Consider the following 19,893-nt stretch of genomic DNA (forward strand, 5'->3'; position numbering starts at 1 on the left):
GCCTTTTTGGCATATGCTCATGATTGCTCACCGCAACGGAACCGCCAGTAACGTATGCAACAGCTCATTATGCCGCACATTCTTCGTAACGTATCCCTGTTGCTCCAGCCAGCTGCATAGCTCACTCAGCAGAGGGAAGTGACGCTCGCGTAAGGCGCGCAGCTGTTCCTCGTGTCCTGTGGTTTCTGCCTGCCGAATATAGGAATCACGGTGAGTCGCATCAACAAACATCAGATCCGTTAGACCGATACGTCCACGCGAGGTTAATACCCGCTGCATCTCCTGTAAAGCCAATAGTTGCTGATCTGGACTTAGATGATGGAAAGCAAAACTGGACACAACAAAATCGAAGGAATGATCGGTAAAAGGCAACGCCAGAAAATTACCAAGTTTCACATGCATCTCAGGATATTTGGTACGACATCTGCGTAGCATCTCCCGGGATTGGTCGATTGCAGTCATGTCTGCGCCGTGCTGTAGCAGTTTCCCAGCCAGATTACCTGTGCCTGTACCAATATCAAGTCCTTTCTCACCAAGGGCGGGAGAGATCCAATGAGCTGTCTGTTCGAGCGCTTCGTCATAGTTGTGATACAGATAAAAGGAAGACTGTACCGTATCATTGGAATCGCCCGGCGTGGAATGACCTACATTATGGTTTGGATGTGAAACTTCATTCTCATCGCTTATAGGCGAGGGGGTGGCCGAATGATGCCTGTCCTCTGAATTGGGGTGTTCAGTACTGACTCTGCCTTCTGCCTGCACTCGCTGATCGTGGATGGCTGCCTGCGTGTCATAATTCCACCGATCATGCCAGTTCTGCCGTGCTTCACGCAGGCGACGGGCACTGTCTGCGAGATCGTGCAGATGGCTGACATCCAACGGGCCGTCCTGACGATTCAGGTCAATCATGCGCTGGGTTGTATCCATCATACGTTTGAGCTCAATCCACTGGGCATATATGACGGCCTGTTGCAGTTCCAGATATTCTTCCAGCCGCTGCTGGTTTCCTTGATCAATCTCTCCGAGCGCTTGTGTAATATCCTGTAGCGACATGCCAATCTCACGCAGCGCAGCAATGGTCTGAAGCCGCCAGATATCATTCTCGGTGTATGTGCGATAACCGTTACTGGACTGTTTGGCGGGGAGAATTAATCCTTTTTCCTCATAAAAACGAATGGCTCTCGCCGATATACCAAGCCTGCTTGCTGCCTCTTTGATATTCATCATGCATCCCCTCCTTATCGAATCAGTATAAACTATGACGTAACGGCAAGGTTAAGTGTTTATTTTATTTTGCGAAAAGGTTCAATACCGAGTGGAATTTTAGTCAAAGCTGAGGCTATGCTACAATATATAGAACGAATATATGTAAACAGTGAAGCAAACGAACAACGTATTTCTAAAGTTTCTTAACTTTCTTAACTCTCTTAACTTTCTTAAATCACCCGATGTTGTAACGTACAGCGTTGTCGACTATAGCACGAAAGGTTGAATCATTATGCTTACCAGCCATACATTTACGATTCGTCCATCCGAGATTAAAGATGCAGCCCAGCTAATGGAGTTGGATGCCCTGGTATGGGACAAATACACCTCTCCTGCGCCGATGCATTGGCGCTCCAGACAACAATATCTGCAGCATTGTCCGCCAGGCAGTCAATTGATTGCGGTGGAGGGAGAGCGGGTATGTGGTTATGTGGGCTTTCAGCCAGCCACAGGTATGCCGGTCAACCGTCATGTCTACGAGATTCATATTGCAGTTCACCCTCATGATCGGCGTTGTGGCATTGCTACAGCTTTGATGGATGCTATCAAGCAGCATGCGGCCCAACAAGGCGTTCGCAAGCTCAGGCTGCGCGTACTTTCCAGCAATCCGGGAGCGATTACGTTCTATACACAGTGTGGATTTGTGACGGAAGGCAGGTTGGTGTCCGAGTTTTATATCGGAGGCAAGTATGTGGATGATATTCTTATGGGTTATTTTATCCAGATCAAATAGAAAGTAGCTGAGGAGGAGGAACAACGATGGACATGGGACTTCAAGGTAAAAAAGCACTGGTGCTGGCTTCCAGTCGAGGACTGGGCAAAGCGGTAGCCGCTCAATTGGCAGCAGAAGGTGCTGACGTCATGCTTGCCAGCCGGAGCGAAGAAAAGCTCGCAGCAGTGAAGCAGGAGCTTCTGGCGCTTGGTGGTGGTGGACGTGTGGAATATTGTGCAACCGATGTGACACGCAAGGAAGATATTGAGGCTCTGATTCACAAGACAGCAGAAATGTTCGGACAGATTGATATTCTGGTGAACAATTCGGGTGGCCCGCCATCGGGTTCATTTGAGTCACTGACCGATGAAGATTGGGAACGTGCATTTGAATTAAATGTACTCAGTTATGTAAGGCTGATTCGCGGTGCCCTTCCTTATATGAAAGAAAGCGGAGGACACATTGTGAATATCGCTTCAACTTCGGTGAAACAGCCGATTCCGGGTCTGGTGCTGTCCAACACGTTGCGTACCGGCGTGTTTGGGTTGGCGAAGACGTTATCCCAGGAGCTTGCTCCATACGGTATTTTGATCAACACGGTGGCGCCAGGACGTATTGCAACAGACCGTATACGTGAGCTGGATGCAGCACGGGCTGAGCAGAATGGAATCAGTGAGGACGAGGTCTCTGAACAGTTCCGCAAGGAGATCCCACTCGGCCGTTATGGTCAACCAGAGGAGTTTGCCAAAGCGGTGGTGTTCCTGTTATCCGGGGCCAATACGTACATTACCGGAACCTCATTGATCGTGGATGGTGGCATGGTCCGAGCCCTATAAAAGTCATTGAATACAATAAAATACCCTCTGTCACCACATTTCGTGGAGATCGAGGGTATTCGTGTTGATCCATTATGTTGGGAGAGATCACTCCGATTTATTATGTAGGCGAATTAGCGCAAGAGTTCCCATTCATGCTGAAGCATGCCGTACACCGCATGGTTCACGTAACCTTTAGGCAGTTTCTCTGCCTGACGAATGACACCTTCGAGAACAAATCCGAGTCTTTCAGGGATAGCGCGACTCCGTTTGTTATTCGTTGCCGAGCGAATCTCGACGCGATTCAGATCCAGGGTCACCAGAGCATAATCAACCAGAACGCGACAAGCGCTTGTCATCAAGCCCTGACCCTCAAAACCTTTGCCAAGCCAATATCCGATGCTTACCGAGCGGTTGGTCCAGTTAATCTCGTGGAATCCAATGACGCCGGCTAGATCCCCTTTTGACCATACTCCGGCGGTGAAGCCGCCATTCTCGGCACCTTGTTTTAACGCGTTGGTAATAAAGTTTGAGGTGTGTTCCACTTCTGTCACATGATCCACCCACGGCAACCAATGTCTCAATTGATCCCGCGAACGATCCGTCAGTTCAAACAGCGGTTTGGTATGTTCCATGGCCAGCGGCCGGAGCTCGGTATATTCATCCAATGAATAGGTAAACATGAATGCAACCTTCTTTCTTTTTAAATTAGTGGATTAACGGGAAGTCTTGGGCAACTTTTGCTCCAGTGCAAACAGGTCTTCTTCCATTGAGGCCATGCGTTGATTAACCGTTGTGCGTGCGTCACGGAGTGCCTGATTATATATGTAGGGAGCGAGCTGTGTCATGAACAGGTCGAGGACACCCCAAGCGGCCAGATCGCCGAGTTCTTCGCCACGTTCCTCTTCGAAATACGACTGGATGGTGCGAATGGCTTCATCCTGCTGTTCTTTGGTCAGTTTAAGCGAGTTCGATGGAATGGGAAACCCTCCCTTTAATTTGTTTTTACTATCATGCTACATGATTCGAGCGAACCCGTCAAAATGGTTTAGGGCCTATTTATGCACGGCTTATCCTGACTTTGGTGCCGTTCTTTATTGAACTCCTCCCCCGTTAAAGGTATATTTAAATGAAACGCGTACGAAACTTTCCAAGAAAATAGTTTTTTTCAGGAAATGACTTCGTTATTAAGGAATTATAGCCGGAATTGCTGCAATTCCCTAAGGCTCCAATCCATTCATGAAAGGTTTGATACCTGTGGACAATCGTACAACCCCACCTAACTTTATCAAAAATATTATTACCGAAGATCTCCGGTCTGGGAAAGTCCAAGAAGTTATTACCCGTTTTCCTCCGGAACCGAACGGTTATCTGCATATCGGCCATGCCAAGGCGATCTGGATTAACTTTACGCTGGGCGGCGAATTTGGCGGCAAAACGAATCTGCGCTTTGATGACACGAACCCGGTCAAGGAAGATGTAGAGTACGTTCAATCGATCCAGGAAGACGTGAAATGGCTCGGATACGAGTGGAACGAGAAACGTTTTGCCTCGGATTATTTTGACGAGATGTACAATCGTGCTGTCTTGTTGATTAAAAAAGGTAAAGCCTACATCGACGACCAAAGCGCCGACGAAATCCGTGAAATGCGCGGAACGCTGACGGAGCCGGGTAAGAACAGCCCGTACCGTGATCGTTCGGTGGAAGAGAATCTCGACCTGTTCACACGTATGCGTGCAGGTGAATTCAAGAACGGAGAGAAAGTGCTGCGTGCCAAGATCGATATGTCTGCACCAAATATCAATCTGCGCGATCCGGTTATTTACCGGATTTCACATGCACACCATCATAACACGGGCGACAAATGGTGTATCTATCCAATGTACGCCTTTGCTCACCCGCTCGAAGATGCAATTGAAGGTGTAACGCATTCCCTCTGCTCCTTGGAGTTCGAGGATCAGCGCCCGTTCTATGACTGGGTTATTGCCGAGTGTGAGATGGAGAACCAACCACGTCAATACGAATTTGGTCGCCTGAATCTGTCCCAGATGGTAACAAGCAAGCGGAAGCTGAAACTGCTCGTAGATGAAGGACATGTAGATGGATGGGATGATCCACGTATGCCAACGATTTCGGGTCTGCGCCGCCGGGGTTATACACCGGAAGCTATTCGTGATTTTGTATATGAGACAGGCATTTCCAAAAACTATGGAGTTATCGACCTGCAAACGCTGGAGCACTTTGTCCGTGAAGACCTGAAACTGAAAGCTCCACGAACGATGGCTGTCCTGCACCCGCTCAAAGTGGTTATTACCAACTACCCTGAAGGGCAAGTGGAATGGCTTGAAGCAGAGAACAATGTGGAGAACCCGGAGATGGGTAATCGCCAAATTCCGTTCTCCCGTGAGATTTATATTGAACAAGACGATTTCATGGAGAATCCGCCGAACAAATATTTCCGTTTGTTCCCTGGCAACGAAGTTCGTCTGAAACATGCATACTTCATCAAATGTAATGATGTGATTAAGGACGCAGAAGGTAATGTGACTGAGATTCATTGTACCTATGATGTGGAGACAAAGAGCGGCAGTGGCTTCACTGGCCGTAAAGTCAAAGGAACAATCCACTGGGTAGAAGCGACTCAAGCGGTACCTGCTGAATTCCGTCTGTACGAGCCGTTGATCCTGGATGAAGCACCGGAAGCAGAGGTCGAAGTGGCAGTAGCTGGGGCTGAAACTGAGGTTGTGGAAGAGCAACCAGAGAAAACGTTCCTAGATCAATTGAACCCGAACTCCCTTGAGATTGTTAATGGGTATGTGGAACAAGAGATGAAAGAAGCGAATGCTCAGGATAAATTCCAATTCTTCCGTCACGGTTACTTTAGTGTAGATCCGAAACATTCCGAACCAGGACGTCCGGTATTTAACCGGGTCGTATCCCTGAAAAGCTCGTTCCAACTGCCGAAGGCGTAAGGCCGCTGGAAGAAATTTATGGCCTGTTCATCAGAGTGCTGGTAAGCAGCCAAGTTATAAGTTAAAGGGAGGGCATCCTTCGTCATAATCATGGCGAAGGATGCCCTTTATTTTTTTCTGGATTTAGCCAGGTCCAGTTTAAGACTTAGTAATACAATCTCGGATGAACATGAACATGACTATGAGCTGAGGCCATAGATGTGCGTATGCGACAAGAATCTAACGAACCGAAGACACGCTATTTAAGTGTATTTGGGCATTCCAGCAACGTAATGAATCGTAGACACCTTATTTCCTCATTTGGCTTGTCTTTTTTGGGTTTTCAGCGTCTTTTATGCCAAATAAGGTGGCTGAGATTCTTTAGCTTTAGAATTTCGTGAAATTGCTGCAAATAAGACGTCTAAGGTTCGTTAGGAGCAACAAACCTTAGACGCCTTCCTCTTTACTGCACCTATTCTTAATCTTTTGTTTCGGTTTTTTGTACGCTGATGTTACACCATAACGTAGAGGACAGAAATAACCTGAAGAAGCGGAGCGTTCGCCTTTATCTCCGGATTTTACCCTTTGAAAAGGGAATCAAAAAATCCGGGGATAACAGCGATCGGAAGGGTATTCTGTCATCGTAATGCTCTTGTGTAAAACGATCTCTCAACTCTTTCTAACAAAAGATTATCTGTCCTCATCCATATTACCCATCTCTGTCAATACAACTGGCTGATAGCCGTTACGTCGATTCGATAACCACATGATGCTAAATCCAACAGCGCCGATGAGCGAGAAGAATACGCCAATGCTATACATGATTTCTGCACCGAAGCTCTGGAACAACCAGCCGCCGAACAGACCGGCAATGACGCCGGAGAGACCGCCCCAGGCCATCGTATACACCGCTTGACCGGAGGAACGATAAGGTCTTGGAATGAACAGCATGGTCAGTTGCGTACCCACATAGAAGTACCCACCAAACGTAATGGAGTGCATTAACTGAATGAATACAATCTCCAGCGGGTTGTTAGCCAGTGCCATGAGCTGCCAGCGCAGTGCAAACAGCACACTGATCAGAATGAGAGATGCCAGGAGCATGCTCATTTTGCGTTTGAGCAAGCGGTCGAGCAGCAGGAAGACACCGACTTCAAGTATGGATGAGGTGAAGATGGCCCAGCCGACCATCTGTTTGTCACCACCCATTTCTACAATATATAGTGACATAAAAGTACTGTTCATCGCATTAGGCACCGATACGAGTACACCCAGGCCGATAAATGCCATAAAATACGGATTGAACATGACTTTGCCAAACCGCCGAAAAGTAACCACGGGTGTATCCGAAGCGATTGGCTGTCTGGGCAGAAATACGGATAATACAAAGGCGGTGGCAATCATGCACGCAAATATAATAGATACACTGCCGATGCCAAAACGGTCAATGAGCGGTCCGGCAGCGACAGCAGTCAGCGCCCAACCGAGTGAACCCCAGAGCCGGAATGACCCAAATTTTTGGGTTGTCCCATCGATATATCCGAGAATCAGACTGTTCGTTTGGGCGAATAATGGACTTTGAAAAAAATAAAAGAAAATCATGGCTACATAGATCCATGTATAAGTGGGCGCATAGAATACACCCTGGGCGAGCACAAATGTGCCTCCCATCATAATCATCAGAATGATGCGAATGTTGCGAGATTTATCGCTCCAGAAACCCCAGAACGGGTTGGCAAACAAGGACACAAAGGGTCCAATCGCCATGAGACTGCCAATCTCCAGTTTGGTCATACCAATCTCTTGCAGGTAAAGCTGCAGGAATCCGGCGAAGATGGAGATGGCTCCATATATGAAAAAGTTATATAGTTTCAGAGAAACCAATGAGGGATTGCCTCTTGAAGGTGCAGGTCTGTCCAATTAAGCCATTCCTTTCAAATGCATATTGTTCAATGTATCATTTGTTGAAAGGGGATTCAATGCATAGCGAACGTTTTGAAATTGATGCAGTCAAACACATATCGTTACCAGGAGGGAGGATAACAACATGAACACGCGTGAATGGACAGGCATCATATTGGCAGGAGGATTATCCAGTCGCATGGGGACCAACAAGGCCATGCTGGAACTGAATGGTTCCGTTGTACTGCAACATGTCACAACGGCCATGAGACCCGCCGTATCCCGTATCATCGTGGCTGCCGGACCCAATGTGACAACCTACGGTGCAATGGGCTACGACTGCATTCAGGATCACTATCCGGGGAAGGGGCCACTCGCCGGTCTTCACGCGGCGCTGGAAGCTTCCGATACAGACTGGAATCTGGTATGCGCCTGCGATATGCCGCTCCTGCAAACGTCTTTCTTTGATGGAATAAAAAAACTGGTCGAATCGCATAACTCTTATTCTGCTATCGTTCCACGCGTGGATGGACAAGTTCACCCTCTTGCAGGGGCTTACCACAAACGAGTTCTCCCTGATCTCGAGCAGCGCCTGATGCAGGATCATCTTCGAGTCATGCGATGGCTTGAAGAGATCGGTTGCTGTTATGTCGAAGCGGAAGAGCTTGAAAGAGCGGGCGTTCATCAAGTAGCGATGCAAATGAGTAATATGAACACGCCGGAAGAGTACGAACGTATCCGTAATCAAGATTCTGGACTCGATTCCGATCTGTAGGATACAGGATCACTTGATGCATCTGCATGATGATTGCGATATTGCAGCGGGCTTTGGCCTGTCCAACGTTTGAATTGTCTGCTGAAATGGGACAGATGGGTGTAACCGAGCTTCCACGCAATTTCCCCGAGCGACAGCTCTGGCTGTTCGATCAGTACTTTGGCCTCCTGCAGCTTCAAGCTGGACAGGTAAGCCCTGGGTGATCGGCCGTACACCTTGCGAAAGACCTGTAGACCATATCCCGGGCTGATGCCAAACGAGGATATAATTTGCTCTACTTTGACCGTGGATACACTGCTTTCCTTGGTTCGAAGCTGGGCATGGAATGCCTGCTTGATCGCCTCCGCTATAGCTCCCGCATAATGCATGGCTGTTGGAGCTGGTGCATGTGAAACAGCAACGGAAGTGGTGGATTCCGGTTCATTGTCAGCGGCTTGGGACAACAGGGCGAACAGTTCAAACATGCGGGCCTGCATGATCATTTTGTCAGTGGACGTGTAGGCCTCAGATACGTTAATCATCCCCATCCAACTCTCCAGCACAACGCGCATCTTCCTATTATCAGCCGTACCTGCTGCGTAGATTCGGCTGTGCTGTGACATCAGCTTCAGGGTGAAGACGGGATCATCCACATTAAAGTGAGCGCTAAAATAAGTCATGCCTTCCGTGGATACACATTGATTTGTATGTTTGAACCCGGGAGGAATGAGAAGAATGGAACCTTCCTCCACGGTATAGGTATAACCATGAATCACACTCTCCTGCGTACCTTCGATGATCAACATAATCTCAAAGCCCGGATGTGATTCCTCCGGCATCGCCCATCCATAGGGGACTTGTTGACTGTGCGCACCATAGAATTTGATGTTACTGTCGATAATAGGCAGCCAGTGGGCCAGCGTATGGTGAGGCATTTCTCGGAGCTGTGATCGCATATCCATCATATTCACCTCGGAAAAGGGTAAAAACAACTTGCCTTATACAATCGGCACCCGTAGTATACTTCATTATAATCAGTTTAACGCAAGCATGGATAATCCATGGAACACATCAGCTTTTCAAGTGGCTGCTGAACAATCCAAGTTCTTCAACCGACATTAATGTAAACGCTACCATTATGGATTGGAATATGTCAACTCTTGCACACGTCAAGATCATTATATTTTCCACCTAAAAAGGAGATTAAATCATGGACAAATTATTATATGGCGTAGCTTACTATGATGAATATATGCCTTACGAAAGATTGGACAAAGACATTCAGATGATGAAGGATGCAGGGATTAACGTGGTCCGCATTGCAGAATCAACCTGGAGTACCCATGAACCGCAGAATGGTGTATTTGACTTCTCTTCCGTAGACCGTGTGCTCAATGCCATGCATGAGGCAGGGATTCAGGTTATCGTTGGCACACCAACGTATGCTGTTCCAACGTGGATGGTCAAGGAACATCCGGACGTTCTGGCTACAACCTCACAGGGACCTGGCAAATATGGCGCAAGACAGATCATGGACATTACACATCCAACCTATCTATTCTATGCCGAGCGGATCATCCGCAAGCTGATCTCTCGGGTAAGCACACATCCAGCGGTCATCGGTTATCAGACAGATAACGAGACGAAGCATTACAATACGGCTGGAGATAATGTACAACTGCAATTCGTGAAATACATGCGTAACAAGTTCAGCTCCCTGGATGAACTCAACAAGGAATTTGGCCTCGATTACTGGAGCAATCGGATCAATAGCTGGGAGGACTTCCCGTCTGTTGTAGGAACGATCAACGGCAGTCTGGGTGCTGAATTTGCCAAGTTCCAGCGACAGTTGGTAACCAACTTTTTGGCTTGGCAAGTGGGGATCGTGAATGAATACAAACAGGAAGGACAGTTTGTTACCCAGAACTTTGACTTCGATTGGCGTGGATATTCCTACGGCATTCAAGGGGATGTGGACCATTTTGCCGCATCGAAACCTTTTGACATCACCAGTGTGGACATCTACCATCCTTCCCAAGATGATCTGACCGGCATTGAGATTTCATTCGGCGGGGATGTGGCGCGTTCCACCAAACAATCGAACTATCTGGTACTGGAGACCGAAGCGCAGGCGTTCTGGCATTGGGTTCCGTATCCGGGACAATTGCGTTTGCAGGCATTCAGTCATCTGGCATCGGGTGCTAACATGGTCGCTTACTGGCACTGGCATTCGTTGCACAATTCGTTTGAGACGTACTGGAAAGGATTGCTCAGTCATGACTTTGAACCGAATCCGGTGTACATCGAAGCAAAGACCATTGGCAGGGATTTTGCAAGACTGAGTCCTAAGCTTGTGAATCTGAAGAAAAAGAATCGGGTGGCCGTGCTGTTCAGCAATGAGGCCCTGACTTCCATCAAGTGGTTTGGTTTTAACTTCACCAGTGACAAGAACTACAATGACGTGGTGCGCTGGATGTACGATGAATTGTATAAAATGAACATTGGCTGTGACCTCATCGACCCATCGGTTGAGAGTTATACGGAGTATGATGTGCTCGTTGTACCTGCTCTGTATGCTGCTTCGGATGCATTGCTGGAAAAATTAAATCAATTCGTAGAGGATGGCGGACATATCGTCTACTCGTTCAAAAGCGGATTTGCAAATGAGCATATCAAGGTACGCTCTACCCGCCAGCCCGGCCTGATCAGTGAGGCATGCGGGATCAGCTATAACCTTTTTGTAGAGCCAAAACATGTTTCGCTGCGCGATGATCCATTTGTAGTTGGTGAAGAGCAGAACCAGATTCACACCTGGATGGAACTGATTACACCAACAACGGCTGAAGTACTCGCTTGGTATGATCATCCACATTGGGGTGAATATGCGGCAATTACCCAGAATGCCTATGGAAAAGGCAAAGCAACCTATGTCGGCTGTTACACCAGTTCTGCGGTGATCCGTAAGGTGTTGGAACATGTCATGAAGGAAGCGGGCGTATGGGGAGCTGATCAGGAGCTGGCTTTTCCTATCATTGTGAAGACAGGTGTGAACGATCAAGGGAACACGATTCGCTATTATTTCAATTATGCAGATGAGGCAACATCCTTCGTGAATGCTTATGGAGAAGGGACTGAACTTCTGGCAGGAACCCCGATTGCTGCGGCAGAGAAGATCGAACTGGAGCCATGGGGCATACGGATTATCGAACAATAATAGTAAATAATAAATATAGGTATATAAGTTGAATTCAACATGTACACGTTAACGGAGAGGGCAGAAATAACCTGAGGAAGCGGAGCGTTCGCCTTTATCAACGGATTTTCCCCTTAGAAAAGGAAATCAAAAAAATCCGGTGATAACAGCGATCAGAGGGTTGTTCTGACCACGTAGTGATCTCGTGTAACCATTCATTCTATTGTATAACGTGATATTTTAACATTTCCAAACGAATATAAAGACCAAAGCGCCCTCAGCTTCCATGCTGGGGCGTTTGTCTATTTTAGCTCAGGAGTGGATGCGCTGTGTTTACCGAATGTTATCGGAAGCTGATAGATCCTTTCAAACGCAGCATTCGCAATAAATTGATTCTTACCATGACGCTGCTGGCCGTTCTGCCCGTCATTGCCATGACCGCTATGGCTGCTGAGAATACCCGCTCTTCCATGGAAGAGGAGATTATGGAGACCAACCGAGCCAATATGAACTGGGCCTCCATCTATCTGGGTGAACAGTTCGCGCGCATGAACAATATTATTTATTCCATTCAGATCAGTGACGAATTGCATCAATATCTGGCGTTGAACGAGGAAGCGCCGGTAGCCAGTCGGTTCGATGAACAGAAGGCCATGTTCAATATGCTGAACAGTGTATACTATTCTGCTGGCAATTATGTATTTGGCGTTGAACTGTACCTGAAGGAATTGGACACCTTGTTCACCTTCAACTCGATGGATTCTCGCATCAAAGCGGTATCGGAAATACCGGAAGGATATCATGAGCTTTTTGCACAACATAAAGATTTTACGATTATCAATGATCCGGACGATCCGCAAAAGTTTCACATGACCCGCAGCATGAACCGCTTCGAGGATCAGGCACAGATCGGCGCCATCAGTCTGGAGGTCAAGTGGGCTGAGTTCAACCAGACCCTGGAGCTGCTGGATAGCCGGGGTGACTATGCGGTATACATTGCTGACAGCACGGGCAGTCCGGTCTATCAGCCAAACCAAGAGATTCAGCCTTCAGCGGAAGCACTGGAGAAATTGGCAGGCACAAAAGAAAGTTCGGGTTTCATCCGGACAGCCAAAGAATATGTATTCTTTCATTCCATTGAGCCTTCAGGATTGCGTGTGATCAAGATTGTACCTGCCCATGTCGTTAACGAAAGTGCCTTGGAAACGATGAAATATGGATTGGTTGTGGGTGGCCTGGCAACCGTCATTTCTGTAGGACTAGCTGCGCTCGTAGCCTGGCGTACATCAAAGCCCATTGTCAGACTGGCAAATTCCATGAAGGGTATTCAACTGATCAAGGACAGGGAAGTGGTGCGAAGCGGTCGGGTAGATGAGATTGGTCTGCTGGAGAAAAATCTGCACGGCATGGCTAGTCGTATTCGGGAACATATTCGCGACAACTACCTGATGAATCTGGAGAAGCAGACGGCCGAGCTCAAAGCACTGCAATCCCAGATCCATCCGCATTTCCTGCAAAACACACTGCAGATGATTGGCGGCATGGTCTACTCGCAAAAACCGGCAGACAGTTACAAGGTCATTCGAGCCTTAAGCGAGATGTTTCGTTATATTGTGCGAGCGCCGGATGGACTTGTACCCCTACAGTCTGAACTGGACCAGCTGGAGCATTATATGCTGATTCAGAAGCAGCGTTTTGCCGGCAGGCTTGAATATACACTGGAGATTACGGGAGAACTTCGGGCGTGTTATATCCCCAAGTTGTCTTTGCAACCCATTGTGGAGAATGCATTTTTGCATGGTCTGGAGAAGAAACAGGGCGAATGGAAGCTGGGCATTGAGGTCGTCTATGAATCTACAGATGTAACCATTCGAATTTGTGATAACGGTGTGGGTATGGATGCTGAGAAACTAACGGAGATGAAATCCAGACTGGAGCGGCTTACCCGGCAGGCTGATCGTGTGTGGAGTTCAGGTACAAGTATTGGACTGGTCAATGCGGCCTCACGAATGGTAATGCATTTTGGACCTGAATATGGGATGAGCATGGAAAGTGAATACGGACAGGGGACAAGCGTTACGGTACGAATCCCCTGCAATACAGGAGGCGAAGCCTTGTGAACAAGGAACTGTACAGAGTGCTGTTGGTGGACGATGAACCGTGGAACCGGGATATTTTGCGCAATCTCGGAGACTGGAATGAACTCGGCATGACCGTTGCAGGTGAGGCAGAGGATGGTGAGCAGGCCATACAACTGGTCAAGCAGCATCAGCCTCACATTATCATTACGGACATGCGCATGCCCGGTACAGACGGTGTGGAACTGTTACAGACGCTGAGCGGACAATACCCACAGATCAAGGTGATCGTGGTGAGCGGATATGATGACTTCAATTATGCAAAACATGCGATCCGGCATCGGGCTGCAGATTATCTGCTCAAACCGGTGAATCCGGATGAACTGAATGGTGTACTTGCGAAATGTGCAAAAGAATTGGAAAAGGTTGAATCAGCACCTGAATCATGGGAATCGTACCCATCTTCGTTCGCAGGTGAGTTCTCCCTGTTTCAGCAGCAGGCCCGCCTGCGGTTTAATGACCTGAACGTTCAGAGTCTGCGTGAGTGGTTCCAACAATTACAGCAGAAGCTGGAACGATGCGAGATTAATAGACCTCGGCAGCTTGGAAGGGTGGCTCATGAATTACAGGCTTTGCTGGATGAATTGTGCGTCTCCAATGGCTTGTACGAGCGGCCCGAAGCAACGGCGCTACCTCCTTCAACAGCGCTGGCTTCCATCGAATCCACGATCGCATGGATTTCGACTCCGTACTATCTGGCTTTGGAGCAGCTGATTGCGCAGCGTAAGTTCAAGAACAAGCTGAACCTGAATGAGGTGAAGCAATACATGGAGCAGCACTGTATGGAGATGATTACGCTGGAGCAGCTCGCCCAGATCTTTTTTGTCAGCAAGGAATATCTCAGCAAGGTATTCAAGAAAGAGTATGAGGTTAATGTGACCGACTATGTTATCCAGTTGCGTATGACGCGAGCGAAAGAATGGGTGATGGATGAACAGATTCCGTTCAAGCATGTTGCCGAGATGGCTGGTTATGAGGATGTGTCCTACTTCTATCGGGTATTCAAGAAGCATTTCGGAGTTTCACCTGGGGAGATGCGGAAGGGACAGGCTCGAATATCCGGCAATTCAGGCAGTAGCACGGAATGAGCCGTTCGAGAGAGCATTTGCGGCAGGATTAAGGTTTAAAATAATCCAATACACAAGTCTAATTTTGTCCAATGAAGCGCTTTCATTTTCTGATATATAATGATCCTATGAAAGACAAACCAGTTACACACCGGGAGGTCATAAGAGATGAAAGTATGGAAAAGCGTAGCAAGTGCGGTACTGGTCAGTGTTCTGCTCGCAGGTTGCGGTTCCAATGCAGGAACGGACAATGGGCAGGAGGAATCGGCATCAGGCAGCACGGTATCACTCAAAGTATTCGTTGCACAACCTCGGCTGAAAGAACATTACGATAAATATATAGAACAGTTCAAAGCCAAGGAGAAAGCAGAGAAAAACATTGAAGTGAACGTGCAACTGGAGATGCCGCCTGCGGACAATGCACCTCAGATTCTGAAGACTCGCCTCGCCTCCAATGATGCACCGGATGTGTTCGCCCTGCATGCAGTCAATGAGATTCCACCATTCAGCAAAGCTGGTTATCTGGAAGACCTGTCGGGCCAACCTTTTGTCGATAAGCTGCTGGATTCGGTTAAACCTTCCATAACGGATGCGGAGGGTAAAATCGTAGCTATTCCATTGGAAACAGTATCATGGGGCTATCTGTACAATAAAGATATTTTTGAAGAGCAAGGGCTGGAAGTGCCAACGACGTTAACGGAAATGAAAGCGGTCGTGGAGAAACTCAAAGCAGCCAACATTACACCGTTTGAACTGTCCTACAAAGAAGCCTGGATTCCGCAATTATTCCTGCCACTTACCGTGGGTGCATTAACTCAGTCTGAGCACAAAGACTTCGTGGAGAAGATGAATCAGGATCAGGGCTCCTTCTCCGATATGAAAGCATTGTTCGATATCTTCGATCTCGTCAATGCCAATGGAACGGACAAAGCGCTGGAAGTGGGCGGAGATGATGGTTCAGCAGCCTTCGCATCTGGAAGCGCCGCGATGTGGATTCAGGGACCATGGTTTGCCGAAACCATTCTGAAGTCCAACCCGGACTTGAACTTTGGTGTAGCACCAATGCCGATCAATGACAATCCGGATGATACCAAAATCAATCTGAGCACCTCCACTTCACTGGCAGTATCGTCATCTAGCAAAAACAAAGAAGTGGCACTCGATTTCGTGAACTACATTCTCGATGACAAGGATTCAAGTGCATTCTTCGAAGCGCTCAAATTCAATCCGATTGCCAAGATCCATGACTTCAAGAGCTTCCCGTGGGTAGACGATGCCCAGAAATATGTGAGTGAAGGTAAAGCTTATGAGGACCCATCCCTCCCTCAAGCAGTGAAAGACGAGTCAGGCAAAGCGTTGCAAGGCTACTACTCTGGGCAATTAAATCAACAGCAGGTTATCGATGCGCTCGACAAGGCGTGGAAATCTTACAACAAAGTCAACAAGTAAGGAGCTGTGAGGAATGGAGTACCCGCTTTTGTTGGCAAATCTCAACGGTCTGAGAGTTTTGTCAACAAATGAGCGGTACTTTGTTTCGTCAGAGTCTCCAAGCAGATGATACGGCAGGCAGAACGTTCTTCGTTCCCTCGTTTACAATCATCCGCTTCGAGTGAAAAGGGGGAGAACCAATGGCTACGAATGTGTTCAAGAAGTATCTGTCACTGCTCGCGTTCACTGCGCCTGCCTTTGTCATCTATGCGATTTTCCTGCTGTATCCCACGTTTAGTGGCATGTTCTATAGTCTGACGGATTGGAACGGACTCAATCGGGATTACAGCTTTATCGGTCTGGGTAACTTTGTGGAATTGTTCAAAGAAGATCCAGACTTTCTGAACTCTCTGTGGTTCACGATGAAATATGTAATATTTATGCTGATTCTGCAAAATGGAATTGCCTTGCTGCTCGCTGTGTTGATTGAGTCACGAACGCGCAGCAAAGGGCTTTTCCGGACGCTGTTCTTCATGCCTAACATGATCAGTACAATCATCAGTGCTTTCATGTGGACCTTCATCTTCTCTCAGGTGCTGCCACAGCTCGCAGAGAAACTGGCTTTTTCGTTCCTCGACCAGCAATGGTTGGGTGATCCGAAGTTTTCATTTTACTCCATTCTGATCGTATCGCTCTGGAACGGTGTAGGGTATATGATGATCATCTATCTGGCTGCTCTCCAGGGTGTGCCGAAAAGTCTCAAAGAAGCGGCTGTTATTGATGGGGCCAACGCATTCCAGGTACTGCGCAATGTGGTGTTGCCAATGATTACTCATGCCGTGACCATCTGTTTCTTCCTGACGCTGAACGGAGCATTCAAAGTGTTCGAAGTGGTGTATGGACTGACTGGTGGTGGACCGGGCCGGGCCACGCAGGTGATCACGATGAATATCTATGAAGAAGCGTTCTCCAACAACTTCAGATATGGCTATGCGAGTGCCAAATCGGTTGTGCTGTTCATCATCGTACTCATCTTTACACTCATCCAGATCACCGTCATGAAGAAGAAAGAGGTGGAAGCATGAGGATGCAACGAATGAACAGTTATCTGATTCGACTGCTGCTGATTCTGGGCTCTCTCGTCGCCATGCTGCCGATCTACATGGCGGTTGTGAACTCTTTCAAAACACAGGGTGAAATGTTCCAATCTTTTATCGCGTTGCCAACAACGTTGCACTGGGAGAATTATTCGGACGCGTTTAACAAAATCAATCTGTTGGGCAGTTCCATGAACTCGGCAATTGTATCCTTTCTGGGGATCGGTGGTATCGTCTTCTGTGCCTCACTTGCGGGATACAAGCTGTCACGTACCTCCGGCCGTTTGAGTAACCTGATCTTCTTCCTGTTTGTTGCATCCATGCTGGTGCCGTTCCACTCGATCATGATTCCGCTGACACGGGTAGCCAAAGGTATGGGTGTACAGGGAAGCACGTACGGATTGGCTCTGATCTATATCGGGCTTGGTGTGAACATGGCAATCTTTCTCTATCACGGGTTTGTGAAGTCCATTCCGCGTGAATTGGAGGAATCAGCTCAGATGGACGGATGTAATGAGTTCCAGACGTTCTTCCAGATTATCTTCCCGCTGCTGCTTCCGATCACAGTCACCATCGCGATTCTGGACTTCCTGTGGATCTGGAATGACTTCTTGTTGCCACTGCTCATGTTGACCGATGTGAATCGTTATACGCTGATTCTGTCCACGAACATGCTGTTTGGGGAATACAACAAGGAGTGGCCGTTGATTCTGTCATCCTTAGTATTGACTGCGATTCCGGTTATTCTGATCTATGCGTTCTTCCAGAAGTTCATTATGGAAGGTATTGCGGAGGGTGCGGTAAAGGGGTAAAACATTCAAAGGTATCCCGCAGCGCAGCTGGTATTTGTCCGCTCTGGTATTTGGCCAAACTTTCGAAACTTACGCGAATAGCCTTGATCTGAAGGACATGGTCCTTCCAGGTCAAGGCTGTTTTTTGTTGTGAAATCAGGAAACAGCATTCGTCGAAGTCAGGAGCCAGAATCCATAAGTCTGTGGACAGCTTCTGCAAGGCATTGTAATCCACGCTCCATCTCATCGGGGGAAGCATAAGCGTAAGACAGCCGAATATGACTCGCATCTAACCGGTCATACAGATAGCCCGGGTGGATAAGTACATTTTGCTCCAGACAGGTATGGAACAATTGGCGGATGGAGAGAGGGGATACAGTGAATTGAAGCCAGATATAAAACCCGCCAGCAGGTATCTTCCACTTCGCAATCCCACGGAAGTGACGTTGAAGCAGCTCCAGCATGAAGTCTCTGCGTTTGCGAAGTTCAGGGCGAAGGCGTTCTATATGTCCTACATGATGTCCTTCGGCGAACCATAGGGCAGCAGCTTCTTGAGCGAGTGAACTGGTGCCGTAATCGGTCTGCATCTTGATATCGGCGAGACGACGAATGACCGGCTCTGGGCCGACTAGCCATCCGAGGCGCAAACCAGGACTGACTGCCTTTGACAGAGTGCCCATATGCAGCACCCGTCCTTCTTGGTCACGCACCTTCAGCGATGACGGAGGAGGTGTATCCAGCCACAGATCACTATAGGCGGCATCCTCCAGTATGGAGATGCCTAGTGTTCGAGCGGTGGTCATGAGTTCTTCCCGGCGGTGATCACTCATGACAGAGCCAGTGGGATTGTGAAAGCTCGGGATCGTATAGAGAAGCGAGATGTGATCCTGATCTTTTACATGCTGCACCGCGTCCTCCAGACGTGCAATATGCAATCCTTCGTCATCCATCGGGATGCCACTCATTTTCAACCCTGCCGACTGAAAGGCGTGAATCGAATAGAGATACGACGGTTTTTCCAGCAGAACTGCTGATCCGCGAGGGAGAAGTCCGACCGAAATCAAATGCAGTGCCTGAAGAGAGCCCGATACGATCAGTATGGAATCTGGAGAGGCCTGAATGCCAGTCGTCTGCAAATGGACGGATAAAGCCTCACGAAGCTCCAGGCTTCCTTGAGGTTCCATGTAGTTGAGCGTACGAGAACGATGGGACAGGGCATACAGAATGTCGTTAAAAGCATCCTGAGGCATCAGCTCCGGGGCAAGCTCCCCTGTACCAAGACGTATGATGCCGGGCCGAAATTCAGCCTGATTAATCTGCTGGATCTCGGGCAGGTTGGGATAATACCAGCCCTCCTCAATGGCTTCGTTCCAATTGGGCATCGCTCCGTGAGCCATACCATGCCAACCGGAGCCGGAAATATAAGTTCCCCCGCCATGTCTGCCTTCAATCAGACCAGCGGCAGCCAGATTATCAAGGGCAGTGACCAATGTACTGCGGTTTACCTCCATGGACTCAGCCCATATTCGCTGTGAGGGGAGACGATATCCTGCTGACCATTCGCCCGTTGTGATTTTCTGCCGGACATAGGCTTCAATCTGGCGATATAAGGGCAAGTCGAGAGAGGGGTTCGGTTTCCACCCCATGTTAAGCCGAGAATCAGAACGTTCCATAACAGGCAGAGTCCCCTCCGTGTTTCTTTGTAACCAACACTATATCATTTGGTTGGGTCTGATGCCATCCAAGTGGTTGGTTACGTCGGCCATCATCTGCCCTAC

16 protein-coding genes are annotated in these 19,893 nt (G+C 48.2%); 10 read left to right on the plus strand and 6 right to left on the minus strand.

Translation table 11 applies throughout. From position 1 onward, the window contains the following. Positions 1-27 precede the first annotated feature (27 nt). Positions 28-1,227 (minus strand): methyltransferase domain-containing protein, encoded by a 1,200-nt coding sequence (locus tag ACDJ59_RS28415; protein WP_413406977.1) that lies wholly within the window; start codon positions 1,225-1,227, stop codon positions 28-30. A gap of 271 nt (positions 1,228-1,498) precedes the next feature. Between ACDJ59_RS28415 and ACDJ59_RS28420 the strand changes: the two genes are divergently transcribed. Then, positions 1,499-1,999: an N-acetyltransferase family protein gene (locus ACDJ59_RS28420; protein ID WP_413406978.1), complete on the plus strand. Its 501-nt coding sequence runs from the start codon at positions 1,499-1,501 to the stop codon at positions 1,997-1,999. A 26-nt stretch (positions 2,000-2,025) separates the two neighbouring features. Further along, on the plus strand, positions 2,026-2,814 hold the full coding sequence (locus tag ACDJ59_RS28425; protein WP_413406979.1) for an SDR family oxidoreductase: 789 nt from the start codon (positions 2,026-2,028) through the stop codon (positions 2,812-2,814). 113 nt (positions 2,815-2,927) lie between these two features. Here ACDJ59_RS28425 and ACDJ59_RS28430 read toward each other — a convergent pair whose 3' ends face one another. After that, positions 2,928-3,476 (minus strand): GNAT family N-acetyltransferase, encoded by a 549-nt coding sequence (locus ACDJ59_RS28430; protein ID WP_036612698.1) that lies wholly within the window; start codon positions 3,474-3,476, stop codon positions 2,928-2,930. Between the two features lie 33 nt (positions 3,477-3,509). Beyond that, entirely contained in the window at positions 3,510-3,773 is a 264-nt protein-coding gene (locus ACDJ59_RS28435; protein WP_076253656.1) for a DUF2164 domain-containing protein, read from the minus strand. Positions 3,774-4,032: 259 nt separating this feature from the next. Here ACDJ59_RS28435 and ACDJ59_RS28440 point away from each other — a divergent pair, with 259 nt between their 5' ends. Continuing rightward, a complete protein-coding gene (locus tag ACDJ59_RS28440; RefSeq protein ID WP_413406980.1) occupies positions 4,033-5,766 on the plus strand; it encodes a glutamine--tRNA ligase/YqeY domain fusion protein in 1,734 nt (577 codons plus the stop codon). Positions 5,767-6,435: 669 nt separating this feature from the next. Here the strand turns inward: ACDJ59_RS28440 and ACDJ59_RS28445 are convergent. Continuing rightward, positions 6,436-7,629 carry an MFS transporter gene (locus ACDJ59_RS28445; RefSeq protein ID WP_036667790.1) on the minus strand — a complete coding sequence of 398 codons (1,194 nt, stop codon included), beginning with the start codon at positions 7,627-7,629 and terminating at the stop codon, positions 6,436-6,438. A gap of 163 nt (positions 7,630-7,792) precedes the next feature. Between ACDJ59_RS28445 and ACDJ59_RS28450 the strand changes: the two genes are divergently transcribed. Continuing rightward, positions 7,793-8,422 (plus strand): molybdenum cofactor guanylyltransferase, encoded by a 630-nt coding sequence (locus tag ACDJ59_RS28450; protein WP_413406981.1) that lies wholly within the window; start codon positions 7,793-7,795, stop codon positions 8,420-8,422. Here ACDJ59_RS28450 and ACDJ59_RS28455 read toward each other — a convergent pair. Then, complete coding sequence (locus ACDJ59_RS28455) at positions 8,392-9,336, minus strand: AraC family transcriptional regulator (RefSeq protein ID WP_413406982.1); 945 nt, start codon at positions 9,334-9,336, stop codon at positions 8,392-8,394. The two genes, ACDJ59_RS28450 and ACDJ59_RS28455, sit on opposite strands and share 31 nt — an antisense overlap. Before the next feature lie 275 nt (positions 9,337-9,611). On the opposite strand from ACDJ59_RS28455, the gene ACDJ59_RS28460 reads away from it, so the two are divergent. From ACDJ59_RS28460 to ACDJ59_RS28485, 6 genes are all read left to right on the plus strand, one after another. After that, on the plus strand, positions 9,612-11,615 hold the full coding sequence (locus tag ACDJ59_RS28460) for a beta-galactosidase (protein WP_413406983.1): 2,004 nt from the start codon (positions 9,612-9,614) through the stop codon (positions 11,613-11,615). Between the two features lie 308 nt (positions 11,616-11,923). Continuing rightward, on the plus strand, positions 11,924-13,714 hold the full coding sequence (locus tag ACDJ59_RS28465; RefSeq protein WP_413406984.1) for a sensor histidine kinase: 1,791 nt from the start codon (positions 11,924-11,926) through the stop codon (positions 13,712-13,714). Next, positions 13,711-14,820: a response regulator transcription factor gene (locus ACDJ59_RS28470; protein ID WP_413406985.1), complete on the plus strand. Its 1,110-nt coding sequence runs from the start codon at positions 13,711-13,713 to the stop codon at positions 14,818-14,820. Before ACDJ59_RS28465 ends, ACDJ59_RS28470 begins: the two co-directional genes overlap by 4 nt. A gap of 147 nt (positions 14,821-14,967) precedes the next feature. Continuing rightward, positions 14,968-16,248, plus strand: coding sequence for an ABC transporter substrate-binding protein (locus tag ACDJ59_RS28475; protein ID WP_047840742.1), 1,281 nt, complete (start codon positions 14,968-14,970; stop codon positions 16,246-16,248). A 179-nt stretch (positions 16,249-16,427) separates the two neighbouring features. Beyond that, positions 16,428-17,312, plus strand: coding sequence for a carbohydrate ABC transporter permease (locus tag ACDJ59_RS28480; protein ID WP_017691891.1), 885 nt, complete (start codon positions 16,428-16,430; stop codon positions 17,310-17,312). Beyond that, on the plus strand, positions 17,309-18,136 hold the full coding sequence (locus tag ACDJ59_RS28485) for a carbohydrate ABC transporter permease (protein ID WP_413406986.1): 828 nt from the start codon (positions 17,309-17,311) through the stop codon (positions 18,134-18,136). Before ACDJ59_RS28480 ends, ACDJ59_RS28485 begins: the two co-directional genes overlap by 4 nt. A 158-nt stretch (positions 18,137-18,294) precedes the next feature. Here the strand turns inward: ACDJ59_RS28485 and ACDJ59_RS28490 are convergent, their stop codons facing one another. Further along, positions 18,295-19,788 (minus strand): PLP-dependent aminotransferase family protein, encoded by a 1,494-nt coding sequence (locus tag ACDJ59_RS28490; RefSeq protein WP_413406987.1) that lies wholly within the window; start codon positions 19,786-19,788, stop codon positions 18,295-18,297. Positions 19,789-19,893 lie beyond the last annotated feature (105 nt).

The sequence above is a fragment of the Paenibacillus amylolyticus genome (assembly GCF_047302515.1).
Taxonomy (GTDB): domain Bacteria; phylum Bacillota; class Bacilli; order Paenibacillales; family Paenibacillaceae; genus Paenibacillus; species Paenibacillus amylolyticus_G.